The sequence below is a fragment of the Geomonas silvestris genome (genome assembly GCF_014193515.1).
Taxonomy (GTDB): Bacteria; Desulfobacterota; Desulfuromonadia; order Geobacterales; family Geobacteraceae; genus Geomonas; species Geomonas silvestris.
In genome coordinates this window covers 148,231-171,271 of sequence record NZ_BLXX01000010.1, presented here as the reverse complement: position 1 = coordinate 171,271, position 23,041 = coordinate 148,231, and the positions used below count along the sequence as shown (strand labels likewise).

The 23,041-nt window shown below is 63.2% G+C and carries 26 protein-coding genes; 4 read left to right on the top strand and 22 right to left on the bottom strand.

Going from position 1 to position 23,041, the window contains the following annotated elements; translation table 11 throughout:
• Positions 1-36: 36 nt before the first annotated feature.
• From acpP to sppA, 8 genes are all read right to left on the bottom strand, one after another.
• Positions 37-270: an acyl carrier protein gene (acpP, locus tag GMST_RS15590; protein WP_012531540.1), complete on the bottom strand. Its 234-nt coding sequence runs from the start codon at positions 268-270 to the stop codon at positions 37-39.
• A 135-nt stretch (positions 271-405) separates the two neighbouring features.
• Entirely contained in the window at positions 406-1,146 is a 741-nt protein-coding gene (gene fabG / locus GMST_RS15585) for a 3-oxoacyl-[acyl-carrier-protein] reductase (protein ID WP_183355614.1), read from the bottom strand.
• 1 nt (position 1,147) lies between these two features.
• Positions 1,148-2,077 (bottom strand): ACP S-malonyltransferase, encoded by a 930-nt coding sequence (gene fabD / locus GMST_RS15580; RefSeq protein ID WP_183355613.1) that lies wholly within the window; start codon positions 2,075-2,077, stop codon positions 1,148-1,150.
• A 166-nt stretch (positions 2,078-2,243) separates the two neighbouring features.
• Positions 2,244-3,227 (bottom strand): beta-ketoacyl-ACP synthase III, encoded by a 984-nt coding sequence (locus tag GMST_RS15575; protein ID WP_183355612.1) that lies wholly within the window; start codon positions 3,225-3,227, stop codon positions 2,244-2,246.
• Entirely contained in the window at positions 3,224-4,282 is a 1,059-nt protein-coding gene (gene plsX / locus GMST_RS15570; protein WP_183355611.1) for a phosphate acyltransferase PlsX, read from the bottom strand. Before plsX ends, GMST_RS15575 begins: the two co-directional genes overlap by 4 nt.
• Positions 4,283-4,333: 51 nt before the next feature.
• A complete protein-coding gene (gene rpmF, locus GMST_RS15565; protein WP_183355610.1) occupies positions 4,334-4,516 on the bottom strand; it encodes a 50S ribosomal protein L32 in 183 nt (60 codons plus the stop codon).
• A gap of 12 nt (positions 4,517-4,528) precedes the next feature.
• Positions 4,529-5,065: a YceD family protein gene (locus tag GMST_RS15560; protein WP_183355609.1), complete on the bottom strand. Its 537-nt coding sequence runs from the start codon at positions 5,063-5,065 to the stop codon at positions 4,529-4,531.
• Positions 5,066-5,397: 332 nt separating this feature from the next.
• Positions 5,398-6,273 carry a signal peptide peptidase SppA gene (gene sppA, locus GMST_RS15555; RefSeq protein WP_183355608.1) on the bottom strand — a complete coding sequence of 292 codons (876 nt, stop codon included), beginning with the start codon at positions 6,271-6,273 and terminating at the stop codon, positions 5,398-5,400.
• Positions 6,274-6,461: 188 nt separating this feature from the next.
• Between sppA and GMST_RS15550 the strand changes: the two genes are divergently transcribed.
• Positions 6,462-6,926 (top strand): metallophosphoesterase family protein, encoded by a 465-nt coding sequence (locus GMST_RS15550; protein WP_183355607.1) that lies wholly within the window; start codon positions 6,462-6,464, stop codon positions 6,924-6,926.
• Positions 6,927-6,972: 46 nt separating this feature from the next.
• On the opposite strand, the gene GMST_RS15545 is transcribed toward GMST_RS15550, so the two are convergent.
• The 11 genes from GMST_RS15545 to GMST_RS15495 form a co-directional block, all read right to left on the bottom strand.
• Positions 6,973-7,362 carry a hypothetical protein gene (locus GMST_RS15545; RefSeq protein WP_183355606.1) on the bottom strand — a complete coding sequence of 130 codons (390 nt, stop codon included), beginning with the start codon at positions 7,360-7,362 and terminating at the stop codon, positions 6,973-6,975.
• Between the two features lie 171 nt (positions 7,363-7,533).
• A complete protein-coding gene (locus GMST_RS15540; protein ID WP_183355605.1) occupies positions 7,534-7,920 on the bottom strand; it encodes a response regulator transcription factor in 387 nt (128 codons plus the stop codon).
• Positions 7,921-7,936: 16 nt separating this feature from the next.
• A complete protein-coding gene (locus GMST_RS15535) occupies positions 7,937-8,863 on the bottom strand; it encodes an ABC transporter substrate-binding protein (RefSeq protein WP_183355604.1) in 927 nt (308 codons plus the stop codon).
• 50 nt (positions 8,864-8,913) lie between these two features.
• The gene (locus GMST_RS15530) at positions 8,914-11,034 is read right to left on the bottom strand and encodes a hypothetical protein (protein ID WP_183355603.1); all 2,121 of its coding nucleotides are present in this window, start codon (positions 11,032-11,034) and stop codon (positions 8,914-8,916) included.
• Between the two features lie 24 nt (positions 11,035-11,058).
• Complete coding sequence (locus tag GMST_RS15525) at positions 11,059-12,060, bottom strand: DmsE family decaheme c-type cytochrome (RefSeq protein ID WP_183355602.1); 1,002 nt, start codon at positions 12,058-12,060, stop codon at positions 11,059-11,061.
• Between the two features lies 1 nt (position 12,061).
• On the bottom strand, positions 12,062-12,895 hold the full coding sequence (locus tag GMST_RS15520) for an ABC transporter ATP-binding protein (RefSeq protein ID WP_183355601.1): 834 nt from the start codon (positions 12,893-12,895) through the stop codon (positions 12,062-12,064).
• A gap of 489 nt (positions 12,896-13,384) precedes the next feature.
• Positions 13,385-13,819 carry a hypothetical protein gene (locus GMST_RS15515; protein ID WP_246399732.1) on the bottom strand — a complete coding sequence of 145 codons (435 nt, stop codon included), beginning with the start codon at positions 13,817-13,819 and terminating at the stop codon, positions 13,385-13,387.
• Between the two features lie 40 nt (positions 13,820-13,859).
• On the bottom strand, positions 13,860-14,267 hold the full coding sequence (locus tag GMST_RS15510) for a CoA-binding protein (protein ID WP_183355600.1): 408 nt from the start codon (positions 14,265-14,267) through the stop codon (positions 13,860-13,862).
• Between the two features lie 274 nt (positions 14,268-14,541).
• Positions 14,542-15,486, bottom strand: coding sequence for a tetratricopeptide repeat protein (locus GMST_RS15505; RefSeq protein WP_183355599.1), 945 nt, complete (start codon positions 15,484-15,486; stop codon positions 14,542-14,544).
• A gap of 1 nt (position 15,487) precedes the next feature.
• Positions 15,488-16,303: a hypothetical protein gene (locus GMST_RS15500; RefSeq protein WP_183355598.1), complete on the bottom strand. Its 816-nt coding sequence runs from the start codon at positions 16,301-16,303 to the stop codon at positions 15,488-15,490.
• Positions 16,284-17,438, bottom strand: a complete 1,155-nt coding sequence (locus GMST_RS15495; RefSeq protein WP_183355597.1) for an acetoin utilization protein AcuC — start codon at positions 17,436-17,438, stop codon at positions 16,284-16,286. The genes GMST_RS15500 and GMST_RS15495 overlap by 20 nt, the downstream gene beginning before the upstream one ends.
• Before the next feature lie 240 nt (positions 17,439-17,678).
• On the opposite strand from GMST_RS15495, the gene GMST_RS15490 reads away from it, so the two are divergent.
• From GMST_RS15490 to GMST_RS15480, 3 genes are all read left to right on the top strand, one after another.
• Positions 17,679-18,899, top strand: a complete 1,221-nt coding sequence (locus GMST_RS15490) for an ammonium transporter (protein WP_183355596.1) — start codon at positions 17,679-17,681, stop codon at positions 18,897-18,899.
• A 125-nt stretch (positions 18,900-19,024) separates the two neighbouring features.
• On the top strand, positions 19,025-19,894 hold the full coding sequence (locus GMST_RS15485) for a response regulator (protein WP_183355595.1): 870 nt from the start codon (positions 19,025-19,027) through the stop codon (positions 19,892-19,894).
• A gap of 305 nt (positions 19,895-20,199) precedes the next feature.
• Positions 20,200-20,472, top strand: coding sequence for a PilZ domain-containing protein (locus tag GMST_RS15480; RefSeq protein WP_183355594.1), 273 nt, complete (start codon positions 20,200-20,202; stop codon positions 20,470-20,472).
• Between the two features lie 31 nt (positions 20,473-20,503).
• On the opposite strand, the gene hypE is transcribed toward GMST_RS15480, so the two are convergent.
• The 3 genes from hypE to GMST_RS15465 form a co-directional block, all read right to left on the bottom strand.
• Entirely contained in the window at positions 20,504-21,514 is a 1,011-nt protein-coding gene (gene hypE, locus GMST_RS15475; RefSeq protein WP_183355593.1) for a hydrogenase expression/formation protein HypE, read from the bottom strand.
• Positions 21,515-21,675: 161 nt separating this feature from the next.
• Positions 21,676-22,767: a hydrogenase formation protein HypD gene (hypD, locus tag GMST_RS15470; RefSeq protein ID WP_183355592.1), complete on the bottom strand. Its 1,092-nt coding sequence runs from the start codon at positions 22,765-22,767 to the stop codon at positions 21,676-21,678.
• Positions 22,764-22,994 (bottom strand): HypC/HybG/HupF family hydrogenase formation chaperone, encoded by a 231-nt coding sequence (locus GMST_RS15465; protein WP_183355591.1) that lies wholly within the window; start codon positions 22,992-22,994, stop codon positions 22,764-22,766. The genes hypD and GMST_RS15465 overlap by 4 nt, the downstream gene beginning before the upstream one ends.
• Positions 22,995-23,041: the final 47 nt, after the last annotated feature.

The window sequence follows — 23,041 nt, the reverse complement described above, 5'->3', positions numbered from 1 at the left end:
CATGAAAAAAGGGGAAGTCAACTTCCCCTCTGTCTACTAGGTGTGATCAGTAATGTAGTCGATGGCGTCCTGGACGGACTGGATCTTCTCGGCGTCTTCGTCGGAGATTTCGATTTCGAACTCTTCCTCGAGAGCCATCACCAGTTCTACGGTGTCCAGGGAGTCTGCGCCCAGGTCGTCCATGAAGGAAGACTCGTTGGTCACCTGCGCCTCGTCCACCCCAAGCTGCTCTGCCACTATCTCTTTAATACGTTTTTCGATCGAAGCCATCTATACACCTCCAGTTGATTTTGTTCAGACAATTTAGTTGGGAAAAAGCACGCCTAGTTTCATAGCATGCACAAAGCGAATTTGCAAAAGGTATTTTAGGGCCTGCAAGGTAAAATTTTCGGCCCCTTCCCTACCCTACATGTACATCCCGCCATTGACCGAAAGGACGTGCCCGGTGATGTAAGAAGCCCCCTCGGAAACCAGGAAAACTACCGCCGCGGCGATATCTTCCGAGCCCCCCAGGCGCCCCATCGGGATCTGTTCCTGCAAGGACTCGCGGGTCTTCTCGGAGAGCTCGCTGGTCATGTCGGTCTCGATGAAGCCGGGGGTGACCGCGTTCACGGTGACGTTGCGGCGCGCGAGTTCCTTCGCCACCGACTTGGTGAGGCCGATCATGCCGGCCTTGGAGGCGCAGTAGTTGGCCTGGCCGGGGTTCCCCATCTCGCCCACCACCGAGGAGACGTTGACGATGCGCCCGTAGCGGGCCTTGCTCATCACCTTGGCCGCCTCGCGGGTGCAGTTGAAGGCGCCTTTGAGGTTCACGTCCATGACGGCATCCCAGTCGGACTCCTTCATGCGGAGCAAGAGGCCGTCCTTGGTGATCCCGGCGTTATTGACCAGGATGTCCAGGCGCCCGAAGCTGTCAGCGGTCTTCTTGAAGAGCTCCTCAACCTCTGCCACCTGGGAGACGTCCACCTTGACGGCGAGCGACTTGCCGCCGGCTGCGACGATCTCGTCGGCGGTCTTCTGGGCCCCCTCGACGCTCGTTGCGGTGACCACCACGGTGGCCCCTTCGGCGGCAAGTTTCAGGGCTATGGCGCGGCCGATGCCGCGGGAAGCTCCGGTTACTACGGCTACCTGTCCGTTAAGACTCATGTTATGCCACCTCCGCCAGGGCTTTGATCCCGGCTGCGTCCTGAACGTTAAGGGTCTGCACCTCTTTCTCGATGCGCTTCACGAGACCGGCGAGCACCTTGCCCGGGCCGATCTCCACGAAGTTCGTCACACCCTGGGCCACCATGAAGCGGACCGACTCGTCCCAGCGCACCGGGGAGCAGACCTGGTCCACCAAAAGCCCCTTGACGCGGGCGGCGTCGGAGTTCGGCTTGGCTTCCACGTTGGAAACAACCGGGATGACAATGCCGGAAACAGCGACTTTTTCCAGGACGCCAGCCAGGCGCTCGGCGGCCGGCTGCATCAGGGCGCAGTGGAAGGGTGCGCTTACCGGCAGCAGCATCGCCTTTCTAAAGCCGCGGGCCTTGGCGATCTCGATGGCGCGATTCACGGCGCCGGTGTGGCCTGCGACCACGATCTGGCCCGGCGAGTTGAAGTTGGCGGGAGAGACCACCTCGCCCTGCGCCGCTTCCTGGCAGATCTCGGCGAGCACCTCGTTCTCAACGCCGAGGATGGCGGCCATGGCGCCCACGCCGACCGGAACCGCGTCCTGCATGAAGCTGCCGCGGGCGCGCACGGTGCGCAGGGCGTCGGCGAAGTCGAGAGCGCCGGCGGCTACCAGCGCGGAGTACTCGCCCAGCGAGTGGCCGGCCACGAAGCTGGCGGAGAGCGGCGACTCGGTTTTGAGCACGCGGTAGGCGGCAACGCTTGCGGCCAGGATGGCCGGCTGGGTGTTGGCGGTGAGCTTCAGGTCCTCCTCGGGACCCTCGAAGCACATGGTGGAGAGTTTGAATCCGAGGGCGTCGTCGGCCTCTTCGAAGCTCTCCTTGGCGATCTTGAAGTTCTCGGCAAGCTCGCGTCCCATGCCGGGGTGCTGCGACCCCTGGCCGGGAAAGATGAATGCATGACTCATGTCGATACCTCGTTGTTTCCGGCCGGTACCGCACCGGGAGATGTCAAGCCGCAGGCCTCGGCTCGCCGCACGCGTTTTACGTAAGCGGCAGCCGGTTGTACGGCGCAAAGAAGGCGGATCTAAGACCCGCCCCCAAAGCTTTTTAAAGAGTAAGTTGTCGGTCCGGCTACCAGCGTAAGAGCGCCGAGCCCCAGGTGAGCCCGCCGCCGAACGCGGAGAGGAGCACCAGGTCCCCCTCCTTGACGCGCCCGCCGCGCACCGCCTCGTCCAGCGCGATGGGAATCGACGCAGCCGAGGTGTTGCCGTAGCGGTCCAGGTTCACGAAGACGCGCTCGCCGGTCAGGTTCAGGCGTTTGCCGACCGCATCGATGATGCGCTGGTTCGCCTGGTGCGCGATGAAGAGCGTCAGGTCCTCGCCGGTTATCCCGTTTTTCTCCAGGGCCTCGAGAGAGACCTCCGCCATCGCGCGCACCGCGTACTTGAACACCTCGTTACCCTGCATGGTCAGGTACACAAGGCCTGCGTCCAGGTTCGCCTGGGTGGCCGGATTGCGGTTGCCGGACCCGGTCTGGTAGAGGATCTCCCAGAAGTTGCCGTCGGAGTACATGTGGGTCGACAGCAGGCCGTTATCGCCACCCTCGACGGCCTCGAGCACCACCGCGCCGGCACCGTCGCCGAAGAGCAGGCAGGTGTTGCGGTCCTTCCAGTCGATGATGCGCGAGAGCACCTCGGCACCGATCACCAGCGCCTTCTTGTGGGTCCCGGATAGGAGGTACTTCTCGGCGGTGGCCAGGGCGAAGACGAAACCGGAGCAGGCTGCGGAGAGGTCGAAGCAGAAGGCGTTCTTGGCGCCCAGGTTCTGCTGGACCAGGCAGGCAGTTGCGGGGAACGGGAAATCAGGGGTGAGCGTGCCGAGGATGATCAGGTCGATCTCATCGGCGGAGACGCCGGCGGCCTCGAGGGCGCGCTGGGCTGCCAGGGTGGCGAAGGTGGAGGTGTACTCCCCTTCCGAGGCGATGCGGCGCTGGCTGATGCCGGTGCGGGCGACGATCCACTCGTCGGTAGTGTCGACCATCTTCTCCAGGTCGAAATTGCTGAGTACCTTCTCGGGAAGTGCCGATCCCGTTCCGGTGATCCTTGCTCGAATCATGAGACTACCCTCTCCTTCGCGTCGGCGGGGGCCTCGTTGGCCTCGCTTTCGCGCACGCTTTTGGGGAAGCTCTCGTCCAGCTTTTCAGCCATCCGGGAGTTCACCCCCTTGAGCGCATAGTCATAGGCGAAGCGGATCGCGTTCTTGATCGCCTTGGGATTGGAGCCGCCGTGGCAAATCATCCCCACGCCGTTGATACCCAACAGCGGTGCGCCGCCGTACTCCGCGTAATCTACGGTTTTTCTGAAGTTATTGAAAGCCTTGCGGCAGAGGAGGTAACCGATCTGGGACAGGAGGCTCGATTTGATCTCGGCCTTGAGCATCTTGCCGACGGTCTCGGCAAGCCCTTCGGAGAGCTTTAAGACTACGTTGCCGACGAAGCCGTCGCACACCACCACGTCGACCGAGCCGTTGAAGACGTCGCGCCCTTCCACGTAGCCTATGTAGTTGAGCGGCTTCTCGCGTAACAGCGCGCTGGTTTCCCGGGTGAGCTCGTTCCCCTTGCTGGCTTCCTCGCCGTTGGAGAGTATGCCGACCCTGGGAGACTGAAGCCCCATGACGAAGCGCGCGTACACCTCGCCCATTACGGCGAACTGTACCAGGTGGTCCGGCTTGCAGTCCACGTTCCCCCCCACGTCGAGCACCAGCGTGGAACCGGTGAGGGTGGGGAGCAACTGGGCAATGGCAGGGCGGTCGATCCCCCGCATCCGTTTCAGCACGAACATCCCGGCCGCCATGGTGGCGCCCGAGTTACCCGCGCTGACGACCGCGGCGGCCTCGCCCCCTTTGACCAGCTCGAAGGCGACGCGGATCGAGGAGTCCTTCTTCTTGCGTACCGCGTCGGAGGCCGAGTCGTGCATGCCTACCACTTCGGAGGCATGCCAGATCTCGATATCAAGTCCAGTGCAGTCGTGGCGGGCCAGTTCGGCCTCGACACGCTCGCGGTCACCGACCAGGGTGAGCGGCACGCCAAATTCGCGCGCCGCAGCCACCGCACCTTCAACTTCGACATGAGGGGCGTTATCGCCCCCCATCACATCCACTGCAACTCTCATATTTCCCCTACGGAGCGGATTCCGAACAGTCACGGCAGGTTCAACCCGACGTTATACTTCTTCGGCTTTCAGCACCTGGCGACCCTTGTAGGTGCCGCAGGAGGGGCAGACGCAGTGCGGCAGCTTGGGAGCCTTGCACTGGGGGCAGGTCGAGACGGTGGGAGGGGTCAGGAAGTCATGAGCACGCCTCATGTTTTTACGCGATTTGGAGGTTTTCTTCTTAGGTACAGCCATCGGTTTCTCCTTTTACTTGTCTATGCTTAACTTCTTCAGGGCACTCATCTTCAAATTCACCGTGCCGCGATCGCAACCGCAGTCGCCCTGGTTCAGGTCTGCGCCGCACTCGGTGCACAGCCCCTTGCAATCCTCGCTGCACAGCGGCTTGAAGGGTATTTCCATCATTACTTGCTCGGCGATCTCGAAGTCAAAATTGATCTCGTCCCCCTGGAAGGAGACCGAGATGAGGTCTTCGTCGCTGAGCTCCACCTCTTCGTCAAGTTGTTCCCCCGACGACTGGGTGTAGAAAATTGTGAAGTCGGAACTGACCGGGATCTCGTACTCGGCCAGGCAGCGGGAGCAGGTAAGCTTCGCCGCAGTGTTCACCTTGCCGGCGGCGCGTACGTGGTCGTACTCCCAGACCGCCGAAAGTTCCGTATGAACCGGCGCAATGAAGCTGCACTCGCCGGCTTGTTCCATTTCAACCAGATTCGGATAGTGGGCCGCTGGTTCCTCTTCGTTGAGGTCTACCCGCTTCTTCTTAACCTCATCGACACGTATCTTCAAGGACGTAGCCCCCCTTTTTGGAAGCAACTGAGTATATATACGCTAGCATTTTTGTCAAGGTATAAATGCAGGAACGAGGCACGAGCGGCTGGGGACGAGGGAAAACCTTTCGTGACCAGGCTTCTGACAGCGTCGACTGGACCAAAAAGACAATCCAGTGAGAAAGCCTGTCCTAGAGCCAGTGCGCAGTCGTCCAAGCCCCAGTCCCTGCTGTTCTCAGAGAGCTTTGTGTCTCAGTTCCTGCCTTGGTCTTGCTTTTCCCTAGTCCCTAGTCCCTTGCCCCTGCCTCGGTCTTACGTTTTTCTAGTCCCTAGCCCCTAACCCCTGCCTCTTCACATCCGGTAATCGACACTGACCCCGTCGCCGGCGCCCTTCAAAAGTCCCAACTGTCCGGCGGCACTCTCCACCAGGAAGTCCCAGGCCGAGGTCCGTTTCTTGGGCGGCTTGATGATGGAAGGTTCGCCGGTCACCCCGCCCAGGCGCGCAGCCTCGTCGATGGCATCCTGCATGGTCCCCAACCGGTCCACCAGTTTCAAAGCGAGGGCCTGCTCGCCCGAGAAGATCCTGCCGTCGGCTATGGCGCCCACCGTGGCGACGGGAAGCTTTCTCCCCTCGGCGACGGCACGCACGAACTGGCTGTGGGTGCTGTCGATCACCCCCTGCAGCATGGCCCGCTCCTCGGCGGTCATCTCGCGGCCGGGGGAGCCCACATCCTTGAACTGGCCGCTTTTGATGGTGTAGGCCTTCATCCCCACCTTGTCCATGAGCCCTTCCAGGTTCGAGAACTTCATAAGTACGCCGATGGAGCCGGTGATGGTGCCGGGGTTGGCGAAGATCTTGGTGGCCGGGGCGGAGATATAGTACCCGCCCGAGGCGGCCACGCTCCCCATGGAGACCACCACATTCTTCACCTTGGCGACCTCGCGCACCTGGGCGCAGATCTCCTGGGAGGGGCCGACCACACCGCCGGGAGAGTCCACCCGCAAGACCACCGCCTTGACCCGCTTGTCCTTTTTCAGAGCCCGCAACTGGCGCACCGTGTCCTGACCGTCGACGATCACCCCTTTCACCTCGACCAGCCCGACCCCGTCGCCGCTCCCCCCCTCGTTGTCACCTATGAGGGCGGTAGCGACCAGCACGCAGACTCCGAAAAGCAAGAGGATCCCGCCTGTCCCGAAGGCGGTCCAGATCAGCCACCTGTTCTTCATGACACCTCCAGAAAATTTTACTTGTCACCAGCCGCACACCTGTCCTATATCAGGTGGACCGGCCGTTCATGAAAAAGCCGGCCGCGCCACAGCGCACGGCGACCGGCCGAAGTAGCGAGGACCACCAGGCATTCTAGCACCATTTCGGCTCAAGGCGCAGCCGGTTATTTATTGAAGCAGAGGACATCATGAGGATTCTGGTCATCTCCGACAGTCACGGCAACTACCCCCTGGCGCTCAAGGCTCATGAACTGGCGGGTCCGGTGGACCACATCATCCACCTGGGCGACGGTGCCGACGACGCGGAGCTTTTACAGGAAGTTCTGGAGGTTCCCGTGCTGCGGGTTGCCGGCAACTGCGACTTCGACGCGAGCCTCCCCCGGGAGCTGACCCTGGAGATCGGCTCCTGCCGGGTCTTCGCCACCCATGGCAACCGGCAGGCGGTAAAGTCGGGGCTCAGCCTTTTGATCGAAAGAGGGATCGAGGTGGGAGCCGGCGTGGTGCTCTACGGTCACACGCACCTTCCGGCGGTTCTAAGGGATTCGGGGATGCTTTTGATAAATCCGGGGACGCTGAAGCAGGGATTCGCGGGAAGCTACGCCATCCTAACCGTACAGCACGGTGAGCCCAAGGCCGAGCTCTTCAAGATCTAGCCAGGCGACACCGACGCCGTTTCCCTGCAGCACGGCCTCCCCGCCCCTAACAGCCGCAGCCGCAGTTGTGGCAGGTCCGGCGGTTCTCGTCGTCGGGGGGGACAGTCTCCGGAGCGAAGGCGATCCGGTTCACGGCACGCTTAATGTCTTCCTGGGGGTCAAGGTGCGGACTCTTGCCGATGACGTGCCCGACACAGACGTTGGCGATCCCGTCCGAGGGAGAGGCGATGCGCACGGCGTTTAAGAGGTCGGCGTAACTTTTCACCTCGATCACCTGTCCCGAGCCGTCCCCGCGCTCCAGGGTGATCCCGAAACCGGCTAGGTCCTGCACCAGTTCGGCGAAGAAGAGCTCAAACCCGATACCCGAGAGGCTCTCCTGCCACTCCGGCCTCAGGTGTTTCTGCTCGTAGCAGGTCAAGCGCATCATCTTTCCCATCTAAACTCCTCCAGCACGACCACCAGACTTGCCATATCTCAAAAGAGCAAACCTTTTACGGGTCAGAAATGAAAGCCCCCGGGAGACCGGGGAGCTTGGACCGCGCCATCATGTGAGGTAAGGGCTCCCGCGTCGGGAGACGAAACCCCGTGAACCGGTGCCTTTTACGCCCTAGCCGCCTGCCGCCTTGCGCTGCATCGAGCTGAAGATCATGTCCAGGACCGCCTTCTGCTTGGCTTCGTACTTGTTGAGCACGGCGAGGCAGGTCCCCATCGGGAACTGCTCGTGCAGGTAGTCGGAGTCCCGCCCGGAGAGGATGACGATCCGGTTCTTGTCCATCCCAAGCGACACCGCGAAGTTGAAGATCTTGGTGCCGTCCATGACCGGCATCTCCAGATCGACCAGCAACAGGTCCACCGGCTCCTGCTTGAGCACGGCCAGGGCCTGGACGGGATCGGTACAGGTCACCACCGCAAGCAGCGGGTAGAGCGAACGGATCTGCTCCCTCAGGGCATCCAGGAACGGAGCATCGTCGTCCACGATCAAAATTTTTCTCATTACCACCTCAAACCGGTTACTTAAGCACTCGGGTCGCTGCCGAAAGCACCGGGAACGGCACGTGCAGGTCCAACGCCCTGGCCACCTTCATGTTGACCACCAGCTCGACCTTCTTGGGCGTGGCCACGGGCAGGCTGCCGGCCTTCTTGCCCCCGAGGATCCGCGCGGCGTAGTCGGCCGCCACCTGCCCCTGCTCGGCCGGATCGGCCTCCAAGGAGAGCACGGCACCCTTTTGGGCCGCTCCCGGCATCTGGGAGAAGACCGGGATCTTCGACTCCCCGGCGCGGTGCACGATCTTCTCGAAGCCCCGCGACCCGGCAGTGCACTCGGTGACGTAGATCCCCTCGACCCGCGCGTTGAACATGGTGGCGAGCGCGGCGTCGATGCCGCTGGTCCCGGCCAGGTTCACCTCCACCAGGATCACCCCGTACTGGGCGCCGATCTTGCGCATCTCCTTGAGCTGCACCATCGACCCTTCCTCGCGCCCCGTGTAGACCACCCCGAGCACCTTGATCGGCTTGACCTCGAGTGCCGTCTTCACCAGGGTGACCAGCGGCACCTTGCTGCTCACCCCCGCCATGTTGTGGCCGGTCCCGGAGAGGCTGCGCGCCACGCCGGTTTCCACCGGTCCGTAGACGTCGGCAAACACCACGGGGATGTCGCCTGCCTCGCGCAGGGCGGTCATGGTGGCCGGCGCCCCGTAGGTGACGATCAGGTCCGCGCCGATGGCGTTGAATTTCCGGATGCTGTTGGCCCAGGAGATGGGGTCGGGGTTGGGGGTCTGGGTGATGACTTCGACGTTGCTCTGATCGTACCCTTTCTGTACCAGTGCCTTGACAAAAGCGCGATGCGCCTCCCGGTAGCGCGGGATGTCACAGGTCAATATGGCAGCCACGAGCTTGCCGGCCGCACGGGAATCCGCCGCCGGAAACAGGGCTGTCATGACCAACAGCAGCAGTATAGTACGGATCAGTTTCAGGGGCTACCTCTTTGTCACCACCTGGCCGTAAGGTAGGCGACCACGGCGTGCACGGTGCCGTTTTGGTCGCTATAGGCCTTGTTTCTCTCGTGGTAATCCTGCAGGGTGTACTCGAGCTTGCCGGAAAACTGCTTGGTGAAACGGTACTCGCCGCGCCAGGCGGCGGAGCTTATCACGGTGTCCTGCCGGGTGATCTCCCGGATGCCGGAGGTGTCTGCGCTGCCAAAGGTCACCAGTTGCGGCGTGAACGCCGACTCCGAGCGGATCTGCTGCAGGGCAAGCGCCAGGTCCAGTTCCTCGGTGGCCGCCAGGTTCGCGGTGATCCCGTAGACGTGGGCGCGGCTTAGGTAGTTGCTGGCAGCCTCGCTCCCCGCACCGACACCGGTGAAGAGCACCGCCTGGTCCACCGAATTGCTGAGCCAGGCGTAGTTCGCCGAAAGGGTCAGGCGCTTCACGGGATTGACCCAGACCCCCAGGTTCGCGTCCTCGGCCGCGCGGGTGCGCGACAGGGGGCTCGAGGCGCTCCACCCCACCGGATCGCTGAAGGGGGGCGAGTTCACGATGAAGTGCTCGATGCTGTCGTTCCACTCGCGGCGCGCCCGGACGTTGGCAGTCGCCCCCCAACGGCCCGAGGTGTAGGTAGCCAAAAGCTCCCCTTCGTGACGCTGTTCGTAGGAGTTGCCGTAGGCGGGGTGGTCGGTGGTCGCATAGGCGTACTTCGCCGTGAGCCGCACCCCCTTGATCGGGTGGTAGAGCAGCGCGAGGGACCCCTTCTGGGTCGCCGAATTGGCCGGCAGGGCCCAGGTGCTGGCGCCGGGGAGGTCGGAGACGTGGTCGCGGTGCACCATCTCGCCGCGGTACTCGGCATTGAGGGTGAGCCCCGCCATCGGCTTGAAGGCGAGGTTGACCAGCACCACGTCCTTCGAGCTGTCCACCGGCGGTTTCACGCTCTGTTGCGGGTCGACGAAGTTGGAGCTGACCAGCGGGTCGCGGTTGTCGTGCTCGAGCTCCTGGCGGCGGTACTTGACCGCCAGCGAGAACTCCTTGCACGGGGTGTAGACGAAGTCGCCGGCGGCGTTTTGCAGGTTCACCTGGGCGTGCTTGATCCCCACGGTGTCGCTGAGCCGGGAGAGGTTCTCGCGCTGGTCGATGCTGTAGGAAGCGCTCCCGACGATGCCGCCGGTGAGCGAGGTGTGGAGCTTCACGGTGTTGGAGAAGAAGATACTGTCCGGGTTTTCGTTGTGCTGCCGGACCCCTCCGACGCTTTCGGGGGCCGCGACGGTCCCGAAGCCGGTGTTGCGGGCCAGGTAGTTCGCAGTGGGGATGGCCGGCTGGTCCTCGAAGGTCCGGACCTTGAAGTCGTAGATGAGGTCGACCCAGCCAAGATGCGCATCCACCCCGAGGCGCCCTTCCTGGGTCACCTGGCGGATCTGGCGCGCCTCCGCGATGATCCGGTTGGTGTCTCCCTCGAAACCGGTGTCGGCGTAGCGCTGCTGCACGGTCCCCTCGCGCACCAGGCGCCAGTAGCCGAGGTTTACGTGCAGCGGGAAGTTGTGCAGCCGGTAGCGGAACTCGGCGATGTCCTGGGATACCGTGATGCCGTAGTCGGTGGCGGGATCTTGGAACGAGGTGTAGCTGGCCGGCTGGCCGAGCAAGGGGGGATCCACCCGTGCCGAGGTGAAGGACTGGGAGAACAACAGCTCGCGGTCCAGGTTGTGAAAGAGCGCCTCGGTGCGCAGGTGCAGCCGGTAGTCCCCCTTGTAGTCGATGAGGAGGTCGCCGTGGTAGTCGTTCTCGTTTAGGAAGTTCCCTTCCAGCTCGAAGTTGCCGTCTTTCTCCAGGGTCCGGTAGAAGAGCCCCCCCGAGCGCGAGGAGTGCAAAAAGCCGTAGGGAGCCGCCCGCCCGCCGTAGCCGCGCCCGTCGACGAAGCTGTAGCCGATCTGCCCCCCCTTTTGCTCCAGGGTCTCCACCACCCGCTCGTCGCCGCCGTAGACCTTCCCCTCCTCGGCGAGGGCCACCCGCTCGGCCTCGGGCGCGGCGTCGCGCGGCTCGGCCTCGGCCTGGGCGTTGCCGGCACTGAGCAGCAAAAGCAGCAGCAGTGAGGGGGCGCCGTATGCAGGATGCAGGGTTTTCATCTCGTCCTTAAGGCTCCTTTGCCGTTACTGACGCAGGGTGCCCCTTCCGGTGACGCCTTGGGAGGGGGTATCGCTGCCGTGGATCTGCGAGTGGCAGTCCGTGCAGCGGTTGGTGAAGAGCTGCTTTACGTTGGCGTTGCTGATCAGGTGCCCGGTGTGGCACTGCAGGCAGAGAAAGGGGAGCGCCGCGTTCAACAGGTGGTTGTTCACCGAGCCGTGCGGGGTGTGGCAGGTGGAGCAGTTCTCGGTGACATCGCCGTGCTCATAGGCGAAGGGACCCTGTTTCTCCATGTGGCAGCGGGTGCAGGTCTCCTTGGGGGTGTTCCCCTTCAAAAGCTTCTCCTGGGTGGAGCCGTGCACCTCGTGACAGTCCACGCAGACCATCTTCTTCTCGCGCAGCGGGTGGTGCGAGTAGAGCGCGTTCTCGGCACGCACCTCAGGGTGGCAGCCGAAGCACATCTCGGCCATCTCCTCGCGGCTCACCTTCTGCTGGGGACCTTTGTGGAGCTTGTGGCAGTCAAAGCAGCTCACGTCGTTCACCGCGTGGGCCGAGGCGTTCCAGTGGGCCAGGGCGGGGATCGATGCTGCGGAGTGGCACTTGAGGCAGATGAGGGACTGGGCCTGGGGGGGGAGGTGCATGATGTCCAGGAACTTCGAGGTGTCGCACTTCTTTTGCAGCTGGGTGTTCTTCTCGCGGTCGTCGTCCAGGTGGGCGATGGCGAGGCTTCCCGGACCGTGGCAGGATTCGCAGTTCACCAGGGGGAGCCCGGTCTCGGGCTTGATCTGCTCGCCGTGCACCGAATGGCTGAAATCGCTGGTGATTCTATCGTGGGCGTGGCACTTGGAGACGCAGTTGTTGGTGCCGACGTACTCGGCGTCCAGGCGCCCCACGATCATCCTCTCGTACTCGCGCACCGGGAGGATGGGCTTTGACTGCTTGAGCGAGGCGCACGAGACCAGCAAAAGCGCAAAGCTCAGCGCTACAAGGAAGGCTCGTTTCTGGCGCACGGTGCCCGGCAGTGCCATCTTAGTCTCCCCTGATCCCCTTGGTGGTGGTGTAGATGAAGCCGCGCACGATGGGGTTCTCGCTCTTCTTGATCTCGCGCGGCGTCCCCACCTCGACGATGGTGCCGCCGTGCATCATGGCGATCCGGTCCGAGATGTAGAGCGCGAAGTTGAGGTCGTGGGTCACGATCACCGTGGTGTTCTTGGTGCTCTCCTTGAGCTTCAGGATCGTGTTGGCGAGCTCGTCGGTGGTGACCGGGTCGAGCTCCGCGGTCGGCTCGTCGTAGAGGATCAGGTCCGGGTTCATGGCGAGCGAGCGGGCGATCGCCACGCGTTTTTTCATCCCGCCGGAGAGTTCCGAGGTGCGCAGCTGTTCCTTGCCCACCAGCCCCACCATCTCGAGCTTCTCGCGGATGATCTCCCGGATCCTCTGTTCCTTGCAGACCCGCTTTTCCCTGAGCCACAGCCCCACGTTCTCCCCCACGGTGAGCGAGTTGAAGAGCGCCGAGGACTGGAACACCATCGAGTAGCGGTAGTCGCGCTGCTCTTGGCCGCGCGCCTCGTTGAAGATCGGGATGTCGTCGATGTAGATCTCGCCGGAATCGGGGGACTCCAGCTTGACGATGTGCTTTAAAAGGACGCTCTTGCCGGTGCCGGAGGGGCCGATGATGCTGAAGGTCTCGCCGGATTTGATCTCCAGGTTGATGTCCTTCAGGACGTGGTGCCCGTCGAAGTACTTGTTGAGCGCTTCGATGCGGATACCGACGCCGCGGGTATCCTCCAGGTTGATCGGGCGATCCGCGTTGTCGGCATGAAAGAAGGAGCCGGTCAGACCATGTTTGAGCTTGGCAAACACTATAGTTCCTCGTCGGCGCAATGGTTGGTGTCGGAAAAGGTGCTGTAAGCTCGAACCGGGCCGGTAGCTAGCGCGGGTTCCAGAAAGCCTTAAACGGCGCACATACTAGCAGAGATTACAGTCACCTGGCAAGAGAAGATTCTTGGTTGACACTAACCAGGGTGCGGTTTGGCTGATATTTTCTAAATCTGGATCAATAACACGGACAATGTCCTACACTACCTACTCGAATCGCCCCGTGAACTAAGCAGACGAGCGACTGTGTTCCGCCCTTTCGGGTACTCTTCATACGCCTGCGCCCCCATGCATCCCGGCCGCATTTCGGCGCGGCGGGGACGGCAAAACCAGCTGTCGCAGCAGCGAAGATGAACCGCAGCACTCTCCTTGGTAGCTGGGCCAAGTACCCTTTGAGTCGAAGGGTGGTAAAGGACTAATCGGCACGAGCCCTGGAAACTGAAAGGAGACAGCGCAGTGCTGCAGCGCTTAAGCTTAGAAGAGGTACAGCGAGCGGTTGTAAAAGTGGCGCCGGTTGCGGAACACGTAGAGGTTGAGCAGCATGAGCACCACCGCGGCGACCAGGGTGTTCAGGCGCAGGTCGTCTTCGGGGATGGCGGATTCTGCCAGACGGGCGTACTCGGAGGCGGGAATGCGGGCCAGGTTCACGCAGGCGTTCAGGATGTCGAAGAGGTTGTAGCCGATGAGGAGCCAGACGGTGAGCTGCTGCCGTTTCAGGATGCCGAGCCACAGGTAGAGCGAGATCATGCTGTCGGCAAAGACCAGCCACTGGGCGGCGGACCCGGTGTAAAACCTCCCCCAGAGCGGGAAGGGGTAACCGTAACTCGACATGGTGAGGATGAGGAACAGGAAATAAGCCGCCGAAAGGGCTGAGAGGCCCCAGGGGCGGCTTTCGGGTTGGTACGACATGCGTGTCTTCCTTAGGGTTGGCTGAAACACCCGACCCGGTTCACCGGGTGTTCTTGTGCAGCTTGTAGTGCTCCTTGAGCATGCAGTGGTCCATCACGACCAAAAGGCCGGCCGCTGCGGCACGGGCCGCCGCCGCCTCGTGCACCACACCTTCCTGCATCCAGATGGCCTTCACCCCCTTCTGGATGGCCTGTACCACCACCTCCGGGACGAACTCGGAGCGGCGAAAGATATCCACCACCTCGACCTCTTCCGGTATCTCGGAGATGCTCGGGTAGCAGCGCTCGCCCAGGACCTCCCGGCAGGCCGGGTTCACCGGGATGATCCGGTAGCCGGCCTTTTTCAGGTAGGAGGCCACCTCGTAGCTCGGCTTGCCGGGGTCGGGGGAGAGCCCCACCACCGCGATGGTTTTGTAGCTGGTGATGATCTGCTCGATCGGGTTACTCATGGCGAACCTCCTTTTTTGGGTAAAACCGTTGGGCGGTCGAGTCGTTGAGTGGTCAAAAGCTCCCTTTTACTGGATGAGCGGCCCAGGAGCCAGTGAACCAGCCCCGCCTCCCCGTTTTTCCCCGACTCAACTACTCAACGTCGTTCACGGTTTTAGCACCTACAGGATATCATCTCTTCCTCATGCCGCTTATGGCAACAAAGAAAAAAATCACGCCCATCACGCCGGCTATGAAGATCCAGTCTGCGGGACTAAAGCCAAACATTCGCTCCTCCTACTCGGAAAGTTTTTCCAGGGCCTCGCGCGCCTCGGCGAAGTCCGGGTTGAGTTTCAGCGCCTGGCGCAGCAAGAGGCGGGCGTCCCGGCCGCGCCCCAGGTCGCTGCAGCAGAGTGCGCACAGGTAGGGGATCTCCGCCATCGGGAACTCCCCGGCGAACTGCTCGTCGGCCATGATGTCACCGAAGACGGCCGCCGCCTCGTCGCTCGCCCCGCCTTGCTGCAGGGAAAGGGCCACCGCCACCGCCTCGAGGTAGTCGACCGCCGGCACCCGGGGGAGCTCGCCCTTCTCGATCTTCTCCAGGCGGGTGCGCACCACCTCAGCTGCCTCCGGGGCGAGCCCCGGCAAAAGCCCCTGCCACAGCTCGGCCGCGCGCGGGTACTTGCCGAGCAGGAAACAGACCTCCGCCAGGGTGGAGAGCACCTTGGGGTTGTCGGGAGAGAGCCTGAAGGCCCGCTCCAGGTACTCCTCGGCGCGGTACAGCGTCATCGTGGAGAGGTGCAGCGCCGAGAAGCGGCACCCCTTGTCCAAAAGCGTCGCGCCGATCTCCAGCGGGAAGTGGGCGTTCTCCGGCTCCATCAGGGCGAAGATGCGCAAAAGGTTCACCCGGCGGTCCAGGTAGGGGACCTCGACCTCCTTCTCCCCCAGCATGAGGATGTGGCTCGCCAGCTCGGAGAGGTAGTGCGGGTACCCCTCCTTGAGAAGCCTCGCGTACTCCTGGGCGTTCAGGCACCCCGGGTCGCTGCGCAGCGCCTGGTAGATGCCGCGCCCCAAGGCGTCGTAGCCGAGCTCGCCGGAAAGGGCCAGGAAGTCCTGCTCCAGAAGCGGTAGCGGCAGGTTCCCGACCTTAAGCTCGACCTTGCCGTCCAGCCCGGTGACCACGGCCTCGGGCGGGGGGGTGAAGTAGACGATCCCGGGAAGCGGGGTGGTTTTCCTCTCCATGCTAGATCTCCTTGCGTTCCCGCGCGGGGAAGGTATCCACGCCGGCATCGACGCCGACGGTCTTGTAGATGCGCACGCCGTCCCATGGCTCGTCGAGGATCCCGTCGTGGATCGCCCAGCTGCGCCCCAGGACGCTCTTCTCGGCGCCGGGCCGGCGAAAGGGGGTGGAGCCGTCCAGGCGGCGGGTCAGCACCCCTCCCGGGGCGAAGCCGGCGTCGATCTCCTGCATGAGCCTCTTCCCCACCAGGTAATCGAAGCCGTAGTGCTCGTAGCGGATGGCGTTGTCGTAGGTAAGCGGCTCCGCGACGATGAACTGCATGTCGAGGCTCGCGGTGAAGCGCTCCAGAAGCGGCAGGAACTCGCGGAACATGCGCAGCCCGTGCCGGGTCTGGTTCGGGAAGAGCCCGGCCGCCATGGCGCGCTCCTCCTCGGGGAGGTTTCTCCCTTGGGTGGCGAAACAGTTGTCACGCCCCTGTTCGTCCTGGTCCACGTTGAAGCGCGGGGCCCTGGGGTCCGTGATGATGCAGAAGGAGAGCTCCATCTGCCGGTGCTGAGTGTCGCAGAGCTCCACGAAGAAGACCAGGTCCCGGTCCTCGGGCTTAAGGCGCGCCTCGATGCGCACCAGGCGCAGCCCGTCGGGAGCGACGAAGCGGACCGAGCCCCCCGACCGTTCCAGGAGCTCGACCAGCCGCGCCGGCAGCAGGACGCGGTAGATCGCCTCCTTTTCCGCCGGCTCGAGCCGGTTGATGTCGTGGAGCGAGTAGAGCTCGCGCCCGCGCGCATCCTTGAGGATCTCTTCAGCGCCGGTCGCTGCCATAGGGACCGATCAGTACAGGGAAGACCCGGGCCCGTACCAGGGCGATGCTCTTTTGCACGGCGTCGAGCGCCACGTTGCGGTCGTCCTCCTGGGCCCAGTGCATGGCGTCCAGGAGCATGCGGTGCGGAAAGCCCAGGGCTCCGCTTAACTTCAGGAAGGACTGGGGGAGCCTGGGCGAAATCTCGCGGTCGTTCATGATGGCCCAGGCGAGGGTCCAGGCGCGTGCCACGTTCATGAGGTCGTACCCCCCGCCCCCCACGGCGACCCAGGGGATGGCGAGGGCCCTCAGCTTCTTCATGATGTAGGCGTAGGCGTGGGTGGTGACCTCGAGCCGGGTCAGGGGGTCGGTGCGGAAGGTGTCGGCCCCCAACTGGGTAACGAGCAGGTCCGGATCGTAGGCCGCGATGAGCGGGAAGGCGACCTCGTCGAAGGCCTTCATGAAGAGTGCGTCGTCGGTGTGGGCCTGCAGCGGGACGTTCACGCAGTACCCCTCCCCCGCCCCGGTGCCGGTCTCGTCCTCGAACCCGGTCCCCGGGAAGAAGTACCTGCCGCTTTCGTGCAGCGAGATGGTGAGCACCCGGTCGGTGTCGTAGAAGGCGTTTTGCACCCCGTCGCCGTGGTGGGCGTCGAGGTCCAGGTAGACCACCCGCTTCCCCTGAGCCACCAGGTAGTTGATGGCGACCACCGCGTCGTTTAGGTAGGAAAAGCCCGAGGCGCGGCTTTTCTGGGCGTGGTGCCACCCCCCCAGCGGGTTGAAGGCGGCGGCGAACCCCTCTTCACTCACCAGCCGGGCCGCCTCCAGGGTCCCCGAGACCCCCAGGCAGGCCCAGTCGTAGACGCCGGGGAACACCGGGTTCTCCAGGTCGCCCAAGCCGAAACGGAAATCGGCCCGCGGCTCGCTCGCGGCGCTGAACTCGCGCAGGCGCTCCAGGTATTCCGCGCTGTGACCGGTAAGGAGTTCCTGGTGAGTCACCGGGCGGGGCCGGCGCAGCTCCATCCCCGGGAGCTGCAAGAGCCCGTAGGCCCCCATCAGGTCGTGCGCCAGGCGAAAGCGCTGTACCTTGAAGGGATGCGCCTCCCCGTAGCTGTACCCGCCCAGATCGGTGCAACTGATGAGTGCTGTCTTGCGCGACACGGCTCCCCCTCGCTCGAACCGGTTGAATGTACCCCGTGCCGCAGGGGAGGTCAACCCCTATTCCTGCACATTCATTAGGCAGCTGCGCCCAGCAATTAGGCAGAGCTGCACCTTAATTAGGCATCTGCCGTTCACCCCCTCATGGGTTTCCGGGGGGTTAGCAAATTGGCAGGAAGCTTGCTGTTGCAGGGCGACCTCGGTCAGCGCAGACCGGGCCACTTACCAACGGAGGTACCTTCAATGAACGGGATGTCAATGACGACCCCACTGGGCAGCAGCAGCGATGTGCTCTTTCTCATGCTCGGCGCGGTCATGGTATTCGCCATGCACGCGGGCTTCGCCTTTCTCGAGGTGGGGACGGTTCGCAAGAAGAACCAGGTCAACGCCTTCGTCAAGATCCTCACCGACTGGTCGGTCTCCACGGTGGTCTACTTCCTGGTCGGTTTCCCGATCGCCTACGGCATCAGCTTCCTGAAGCCGGTGAAGCAGATCCTGGGCGACAACCAGGGCTACGACATCACCCACTACTTCTTCCTGCTCTGCTTCGCCGCCTGCATCCCCGCCATCATCTCCGGCGGCATCGCCGAGCGCGCCAAGTTCTGGCCGCAGGTAACCGCGGGTGCCATCTTCGCGGGCCTGAGCTACCCCCTCTTCGAGTCGCTCATCTGGGGGAAGAACATGTCGCTTCTGCAGGACCTCTTCAAGTCGCTGGGTGGCGCCGAGTTCCACGATTACGCAGGTTCCGTGGTGGTGCACTCCATCGGCGGCTGGCTCGCCCTCCCCGCCGTCCTGATCCTCGGCCCCCGCATGGGGCGCTACGTTCGCGGCAAGTCGCACCCGCTGCCGATCAGCAACATCCCCTTCCTGGCCCTGGGTTCCTGGATCCTCGCGGTGGGGTGGTTCGGCTTCAACGTGATGAGCGCCGGACACCTGGAGAAGATCTCCGGCATCGTGGCGGTGAACTCGCTCATGGCCATGGTAGGCGGGGTGCTCGCGGCCCTCATCGCCAGCAAAAACGACCCCGGCTTCGTGCACAACGGCGCCCTGGCCGGCCTCATCGCGGTCTGCGCCGGCAGCGACATCATGCACCCCCTGGCCGCCTTCGTGACCGGCGCCATCGCCTCGATCATCTTCGTCTACGGCTTCCACATCGAGCAGGAGAAACTGAAGATCGATGACGTCCTGGGCGTTTGGCCGCTGCACGGTATCATCGGCTCCTGGGGCGGTATCGCCGCGGGTCTCTTCGGCGGTGAGGCGCTGGGCGGCCTGGGCGGGGTCAGCTTCGTCTCGCAGCTCCTGGGAACCTTGGCAGCGATCGTCTTTGCACTGGTCAACGGTTTCCTGGTCTACGGGGTACTCTCCAAGACCGTGGGGATCCGTCTCGACCCGGAGGCCGAGTTCAACGGCGCCGACCTTTCCATCCACAGCATTGGCGCCTACCCGGAAGACAGCATCCGCTAAGGCTAACTCCAGCAACAGCAACCCCGAAAGGCCCGGAAACGGGCCTTTTTTATTTTGCTATTTTTGGGAAAGAGGATATATTCCTGGTGAGCTAATTCTAATTACAGGAAAAGGTCCGGTCAATAATGAAAATGCACCTCGGCGAATTGTTGGTTCAATCCGGCATCATAACGGTGAAGACCCTGGAGCGCGCTCTCATCAGACAGCGGGGAACCGGTAAAAAATTAGGAGCGGTACTCGACGAGATGGGGGTCATCTACCAGGAAGAGTTGGTGGAGGCACTGGCGCGCCAGTTCGGATTCCAGACCCTCGGCGAGACGGTACGCCGGGAGATACCCGAGGCCCTTCTCGCGCTTATACCTCAAGAGGTCGCCCTGCAAAAGCTGGTATTTCCGCTGAGCCGGGAAAACGGCAAGCTCTCCCTGGCCATCGCCGACCCCTTCGACCGCGACACCATCGAATATTTGGAGCAAAAGACCGCCCTGAGCATCGTCCCGGTCCTCGCCACCCGGGGAGCCATCCTGGCGGCGGTGCGCGAGCACTACCTGCGTGGCGAGAGCGCCGAAAACTGCCAGCTAACGGTACTGGTCGTCGACGATTCCCCGGAAATCACCGACCTCATCAGCGCGGCCCTGCGCAGCGAGGGGTACCAGGTGCTCACCGCGGGCGACGGTGTCGAAGGGTTGCGCGCGACCTTTGCCGAGCGCCCGGACCTGATCCTGTGCGACTCGGCCATGCCCAAGTTAGACGGCTACGGTCTGATGCGGGCCATCAAGGCGAACCCCGCCTCGGCGCACATCCCGATGATCCTGTTAAGTGCAAAGGCCTCCCCGGAAGAGGAGCACCGCGCTCTCAAGTCCGGGTTCCACGACTTCATCGGCAAGCCGATGACCACGGTGCGGATGGTGGCGCGCGTCAAGCGCGCCTTCGACCTGGTGCAGCAGTTGCGCTCCCGCGGCGCGGCAACCCTGGGACGCAGCGCCCAAGGTGCCTGAGGTGTCGGGCTCCCCGGGATCTGCTCCGCGCAAACCGCCGTACCACTTCCGGTCCCTTCCCCATTACCGGCCGGCATCGGCAGGACACAGCCCCCCAACCCCCCCAGCACGAACGTCCCCATGAGAGAAAGATTAACCCGAAGGAACACGCGAATTCATGCGAAGACCGGAGCCGCTTGAACCAGTAACCGCGCAGCTTTATCTTTTCGGGCTCGGCCGCTTGCATTCCGCTTTGATTAGACTAGACTAATCAAAGCCATTTTGGCGTCACTCAACCTTACTTTTGCCGTCACGTGGGAGGGCCGATGTACAAGGAGAAACGGAATTTTGCCAGGCTGGCACTGCATGCGAAGGCGAACATTCATGTGGATGACGAAATGGTCGAGGCCGAAGTGGAGAACCTCAGCATGAAGGGGGTGTTTGTGACCTCGGCTCGCAAGATGGAGATCGAGGACAAGGTCTCGGTCACCATCTACCACACCCTGACGCCGCAGATCCTCTGTGACCTGAAGGCGAAGGTGGTGCGGGTAACCGACCGCGGCATGGGTCTGCAGTTCGAGAAGACCCTCCTCGATTGAGGAGGGTCCAGCCTTTCCGGTCCGTCGGGGGTCAGCAGATGCGCGGTAGTTGTTCGCCGGCCAGCATCTCGACCCCCCGCAGGCCGCCCACCGAGGTTCGCATCTGCACCCGCCCGTCGGCGGCCCCGGTCACTTCCCCGATGACAGCGGCGTCTTTCCCCAGCGGGTGGCGCCGCATGATCTCCAAAGCTTCCCCGGCACGCTCCGGTGCCACGATTGCCAGAAGTTTCCCTTCGTTCGCCACGTAGAGCGGATCCAACCCGAGAATCGAGCAGACCCCTTTTACCCCCGTGCTGATGGGAAGGCTCTCCTCGTCGAGGACGATGTTCACCCCCGACTGGGCGGCGATCTCTTTGAGCGTCGTTGCCACGCCGCCGCGCGTGGGATCGCGCAGGACGTGCAGCGCCTCGCCCAGGGTGATAAGTTCCTGGACCAGACCGTTGAGCGCGGCTGAGTCGGTGACGATGCCGCTGTCGATCTCCAGCCCTTCCCGAGCCGAGAGCACCGCGATGCCGTGGTCGCCGATGCTGCCGTTAACCAGCACCAGGTCGCCGGCCTTTGCCGAGGCGCCGTCGATGGTGAGGGTGTGCTCTATGACGCCGATCCCCGAGGTATTGATGAAGATGCGGTCCCCCTTCCCTTTCGGGACGACCTTGGTGTCGCCGGTGACGATTGCCACCCCGGCGGTCTCGGCCGCGGCGGCCATCGAATCGAGAATGCTGGAGAGTTCTGCCTTGGAAAACCCCTCCTCGAGGATGAGCCCGACGCTTAGGAAGCGGGGGCGCGCGCCCATCATGGCGAGGTCGTTCACCGTACCGTTCACCGCGAGGTCGCCGATATTGCCGCCGGGGAAGAAGATCGGGTCGACCACGTAAGAGTCGGTGGTGAAGGCGAGCTTGGCGCCGGCAAGTTCCACCAGGGCGGCGTCGTTTTGGCCGCGCGCCGGAATGCGCGAGAGTTTCGCGATGATCAGGTCGTCCAACAGCTGGTGCGACAGCTTGCCACCGCTGCCGTGGCCCAGAAGAATGAGGTCGTTGTTCAAGCGGTGCTCCTTAAAGATATTCTACGTTCTAAGTTCTACGTTCTAAGTTCTACGTTCTAAGTTCTACGTTCCAGAATCGAAGTTCTGGCCTTGGCTGCCGTGTTTTGCCGTCTGGGTTTGTAACCTAGAACGTAGAACATAGAACCTAGAACTTGTTTAATTCACCTGCCGTACTTGTGCGCCGCGGCGCAGGTCCCCTCGGAGGAAACCATGCAGGCCCCGACCGGCGACTCCGGGGTGCAAGCCTTGCCAAAGAGCGGGCAGTCAAAGGGCGACACCTTCCCTTTCAGGATCTCGCCGCACAGACAGCCGCGGTGCTCCTTGAGCGGCTCGACCTCGACCGGAATGGCCCGCTCGGCGTCGAAGGCGGCATAGGGCTCGGCGATCCTCAGCCCCGAACCGGGAAGCACGCCGATCCCGCGCCAGTCGGCGTCAAACGGCGTGAACACCTCCGCCAGCAGCGCCTGCGCCTTGGCGTTCCCCTCCCAGCTCACCACCCGCGAATACTGGATCTCCACCTTGGCCTCGCCGGCCAGACGCTGCTTGACCAGCATCTCCACACCCTGCAGCACGTCGGCCGGCTCGAACCCGGTGACCACGCAGGGGACCCCGTACTCCTCGCACAGGAACCGGTACGCGTTGCCGCCGATGATGGCGCTTACGTGGGCGGGGCAGAGGTAGCCGTCAACGGAGAGCTCCGGATCTGCCGAGAGGATCCCCATCGGCTGGGGCATGGTCTTGTGCGAGGCGAGCACGAAGTAGTTCTTGAGCCCAAGCTTCTGTGCGCTCACGATGCTCCCGGCAATGGTGGGCGCCGTGGTCTCGAAACCGACACCGAGGAAGATCACCCGCCTGGCGGGGTTTTTGACTGCGATCTGCACGGCATCAAGCGGCGAATAGACGATGCGCACGTCGGCGCCCTTGGCGCGCTCCTCCATGAGCGAGGAGCTGGAACCGGGCACCCTCAGCATGTCGCCGAAGGTGGTGATGATCACGTCGGGGAGCCGGCTCAACGCGAGCGCGCGGTCCAGGTACCCGTTGGGGGTGACGCAGACCGGACACCCCGGGCCCGAGATGAGCCGCACCTGGGGGGGAAGGAGGGTGCGCAGCCCGAACTGGTAGATCGCCATGGTGTGGGTGCCGCAGACTTCCATGAAGGTGAGCGGCTCGCTCAGCCCGGCGGTCAGCTCGGTGATACGCCGGGCCAGCCCCTTGACGATCTCCTTGTCGCGAAACTGGTCGAGGTAGTTCATCCCATGCTCTCCGGCGTGAACACCTCGCGCATCAAGGCCAGGGTCTCCCGGGCATCTTCCTCGTCCAGCTTGGAGATGGCAAACCCGGCGTGGACGATCACGAAATCCCCCACCGCCACCTCATCGTTTAAGAGCATGAGGCTCGCCTCGCGCTTCACGCCGTCGACCTCGGCCACCGCCTGATCGCCGTCGACACTGATAATCTGCATCGGTACACCAACACACATAGCTGACTCCTTGGTTCGCGCCCTGCGGCACGCGTGGAAAGTGAAAA

Bases quoted from the DNA above. Each gene is read 5' to 3' on its own strand.
- acpP (WP_012531540.1), bottom strand. From the start codon at position 270: ATGGCTTCGATCGAAAAACGTATTAAAGAGATAGTGGCAGAGCAGCTT.
- fabG (WP_183355614.1), bottom strand. From the start codon at position 1,146: ATGAGTCTTAACGGACAGGTAGCCGTAGTAACCGGAGCTTCCCGCGGC.
- fabD (WP_183355613.1), bottom strand. From the start codon at position 2,077: ATGAGTCATGCATTCATCTTTCCCGGCCAGGGGTCGCAGCACCCCGGC.
- GMST_RS15575 (WP_183355612.1), bottom strand. From the start codon at position 3,227: ATGATTCGAGCAAGGATCACCGGAACGGGATCGGCACTTCCCGAGAAG.
- plsX (WP_183355611.1), bottom strand. From the start codon at position 4,282: ATGAGAGTTGCAGTGGATGTGATGGGGGGCGATAACGCCCCTCATGTC.
- rpmF (WP_183355610.1), bottom strand. From the start codon at position 4,516: ATGGCTGTACCTAAGAAGAAAACCTCCAAATCGCGTAAAAACATGAGG.
- sppA (WP_183355608.1), bottom strand. From the start codon at position 6,273: ATGAAGAACAGGTGGCTGATCTGGACCGCCTTCGGGACAGGCGGGATC.
- GMST_RS15550 (WP_183355607.1), top strand. From the start codon at position 6,462: ATGAGGATTCTGGTCATCTCCGACAGTCACGGCAACTACCCCCTGGCG.
- GMST_RS15545 (WP_183355606.1), bottom strand. From the start codon at position 7,362: ATGGGAAAGATGATGCGCTTGACCTGCTACGAGCAGAAACACCTGAGG.
- GMST_RS15540 (WP_183355605.1), bottom strand. From the start codon at position 7,920: ATGAGAAAAATTTTGATCGTGGACGACGATGCTCCGTTCCTGGATGCC.
- GMST_RS15535 (WP_183355604.1), bottom strand. From the start codon at position 8,863: ATGACAGCCCTGTTTCCGGCGGCGGATTCCCGTGCGGCCGGCAAGCTC.
- GMST_RS15530 (WP_183355603.1), bottom strand. From the start codon at position 11,034: ATGAAAACCCTGCATCCTGCATACGGCGCCCCCTCACTGCTGCTGCTT.
- GMST_RS15525 (WP_183355602.1), bottom strand. From the start codon at position 12,060: ATGGCACTGCCGGGCACCGTGCGCCAGAAACGAGCCTTCCTTGTAGCG.
- GMST_RS15515 (WP_246399732.1), bottom strand. From the start codon at position 13,819: ATGTCGTACCAACCCGAAAGCCGCCCCTGGGGCCTCTCAGCCCTTTCG.
- GMST_RS15510 (WP_183355600.1), bottom strand. From the start codon at position 14,267: ATGAGTAACCCGATCGAGCAGATCATCACCAGCTACAAAACCATCGCG.
- GMST_RS15505 (WP_183355599.1), bottom strand. From the start codon at position 15,486: ATGGAGAGGAAAACCACCCCGCTTCCCGGGATCGTCTACTTCACCCCC.
- GMST_RS15500 (WP_183355598.1), bottom strand. From the start codon at position 16,303: ATGGCAGCGACCGGCGCTGAAGAGATCCTCAAGGATGCGCGCGGGCGC.
- GMST_RS15490 (WP_183355596.1), top strand. From the start codon at position 17,679: ATGAACGGGATGTCAATGACGACCCCACTGGGCAGCAGCAGCGATGTG.
- GMST_RS15485 (WP_183355595.1), top strand. From the start codon at position 19,025: ATGAAAATGCACCTCGGCGAATTGTTGGTTCAATCCGGCATCATAACG.
- GMST_RS15480 (WP_183355594.1), top strand. From the start codon at position 20,200: ATGTACAAGGAGAAACGGAATTTTGCCAGGCTGGCACTGCATGCGAAG.
- hypD (WP_183355592.1), bottom strand. From the start codon at position 22,767: ATGAACTACCTCGACCAGTTTCGCGACAAGGAGATCGTCAAGGGGCTG.
- GMST_RS15465 (WP_183355591.1), bottom strand. From the start codon at position 22,994: ATGTGTGTTGGTGTACCGATGCAGATTATCAGTGTCGACGGCGATCAG.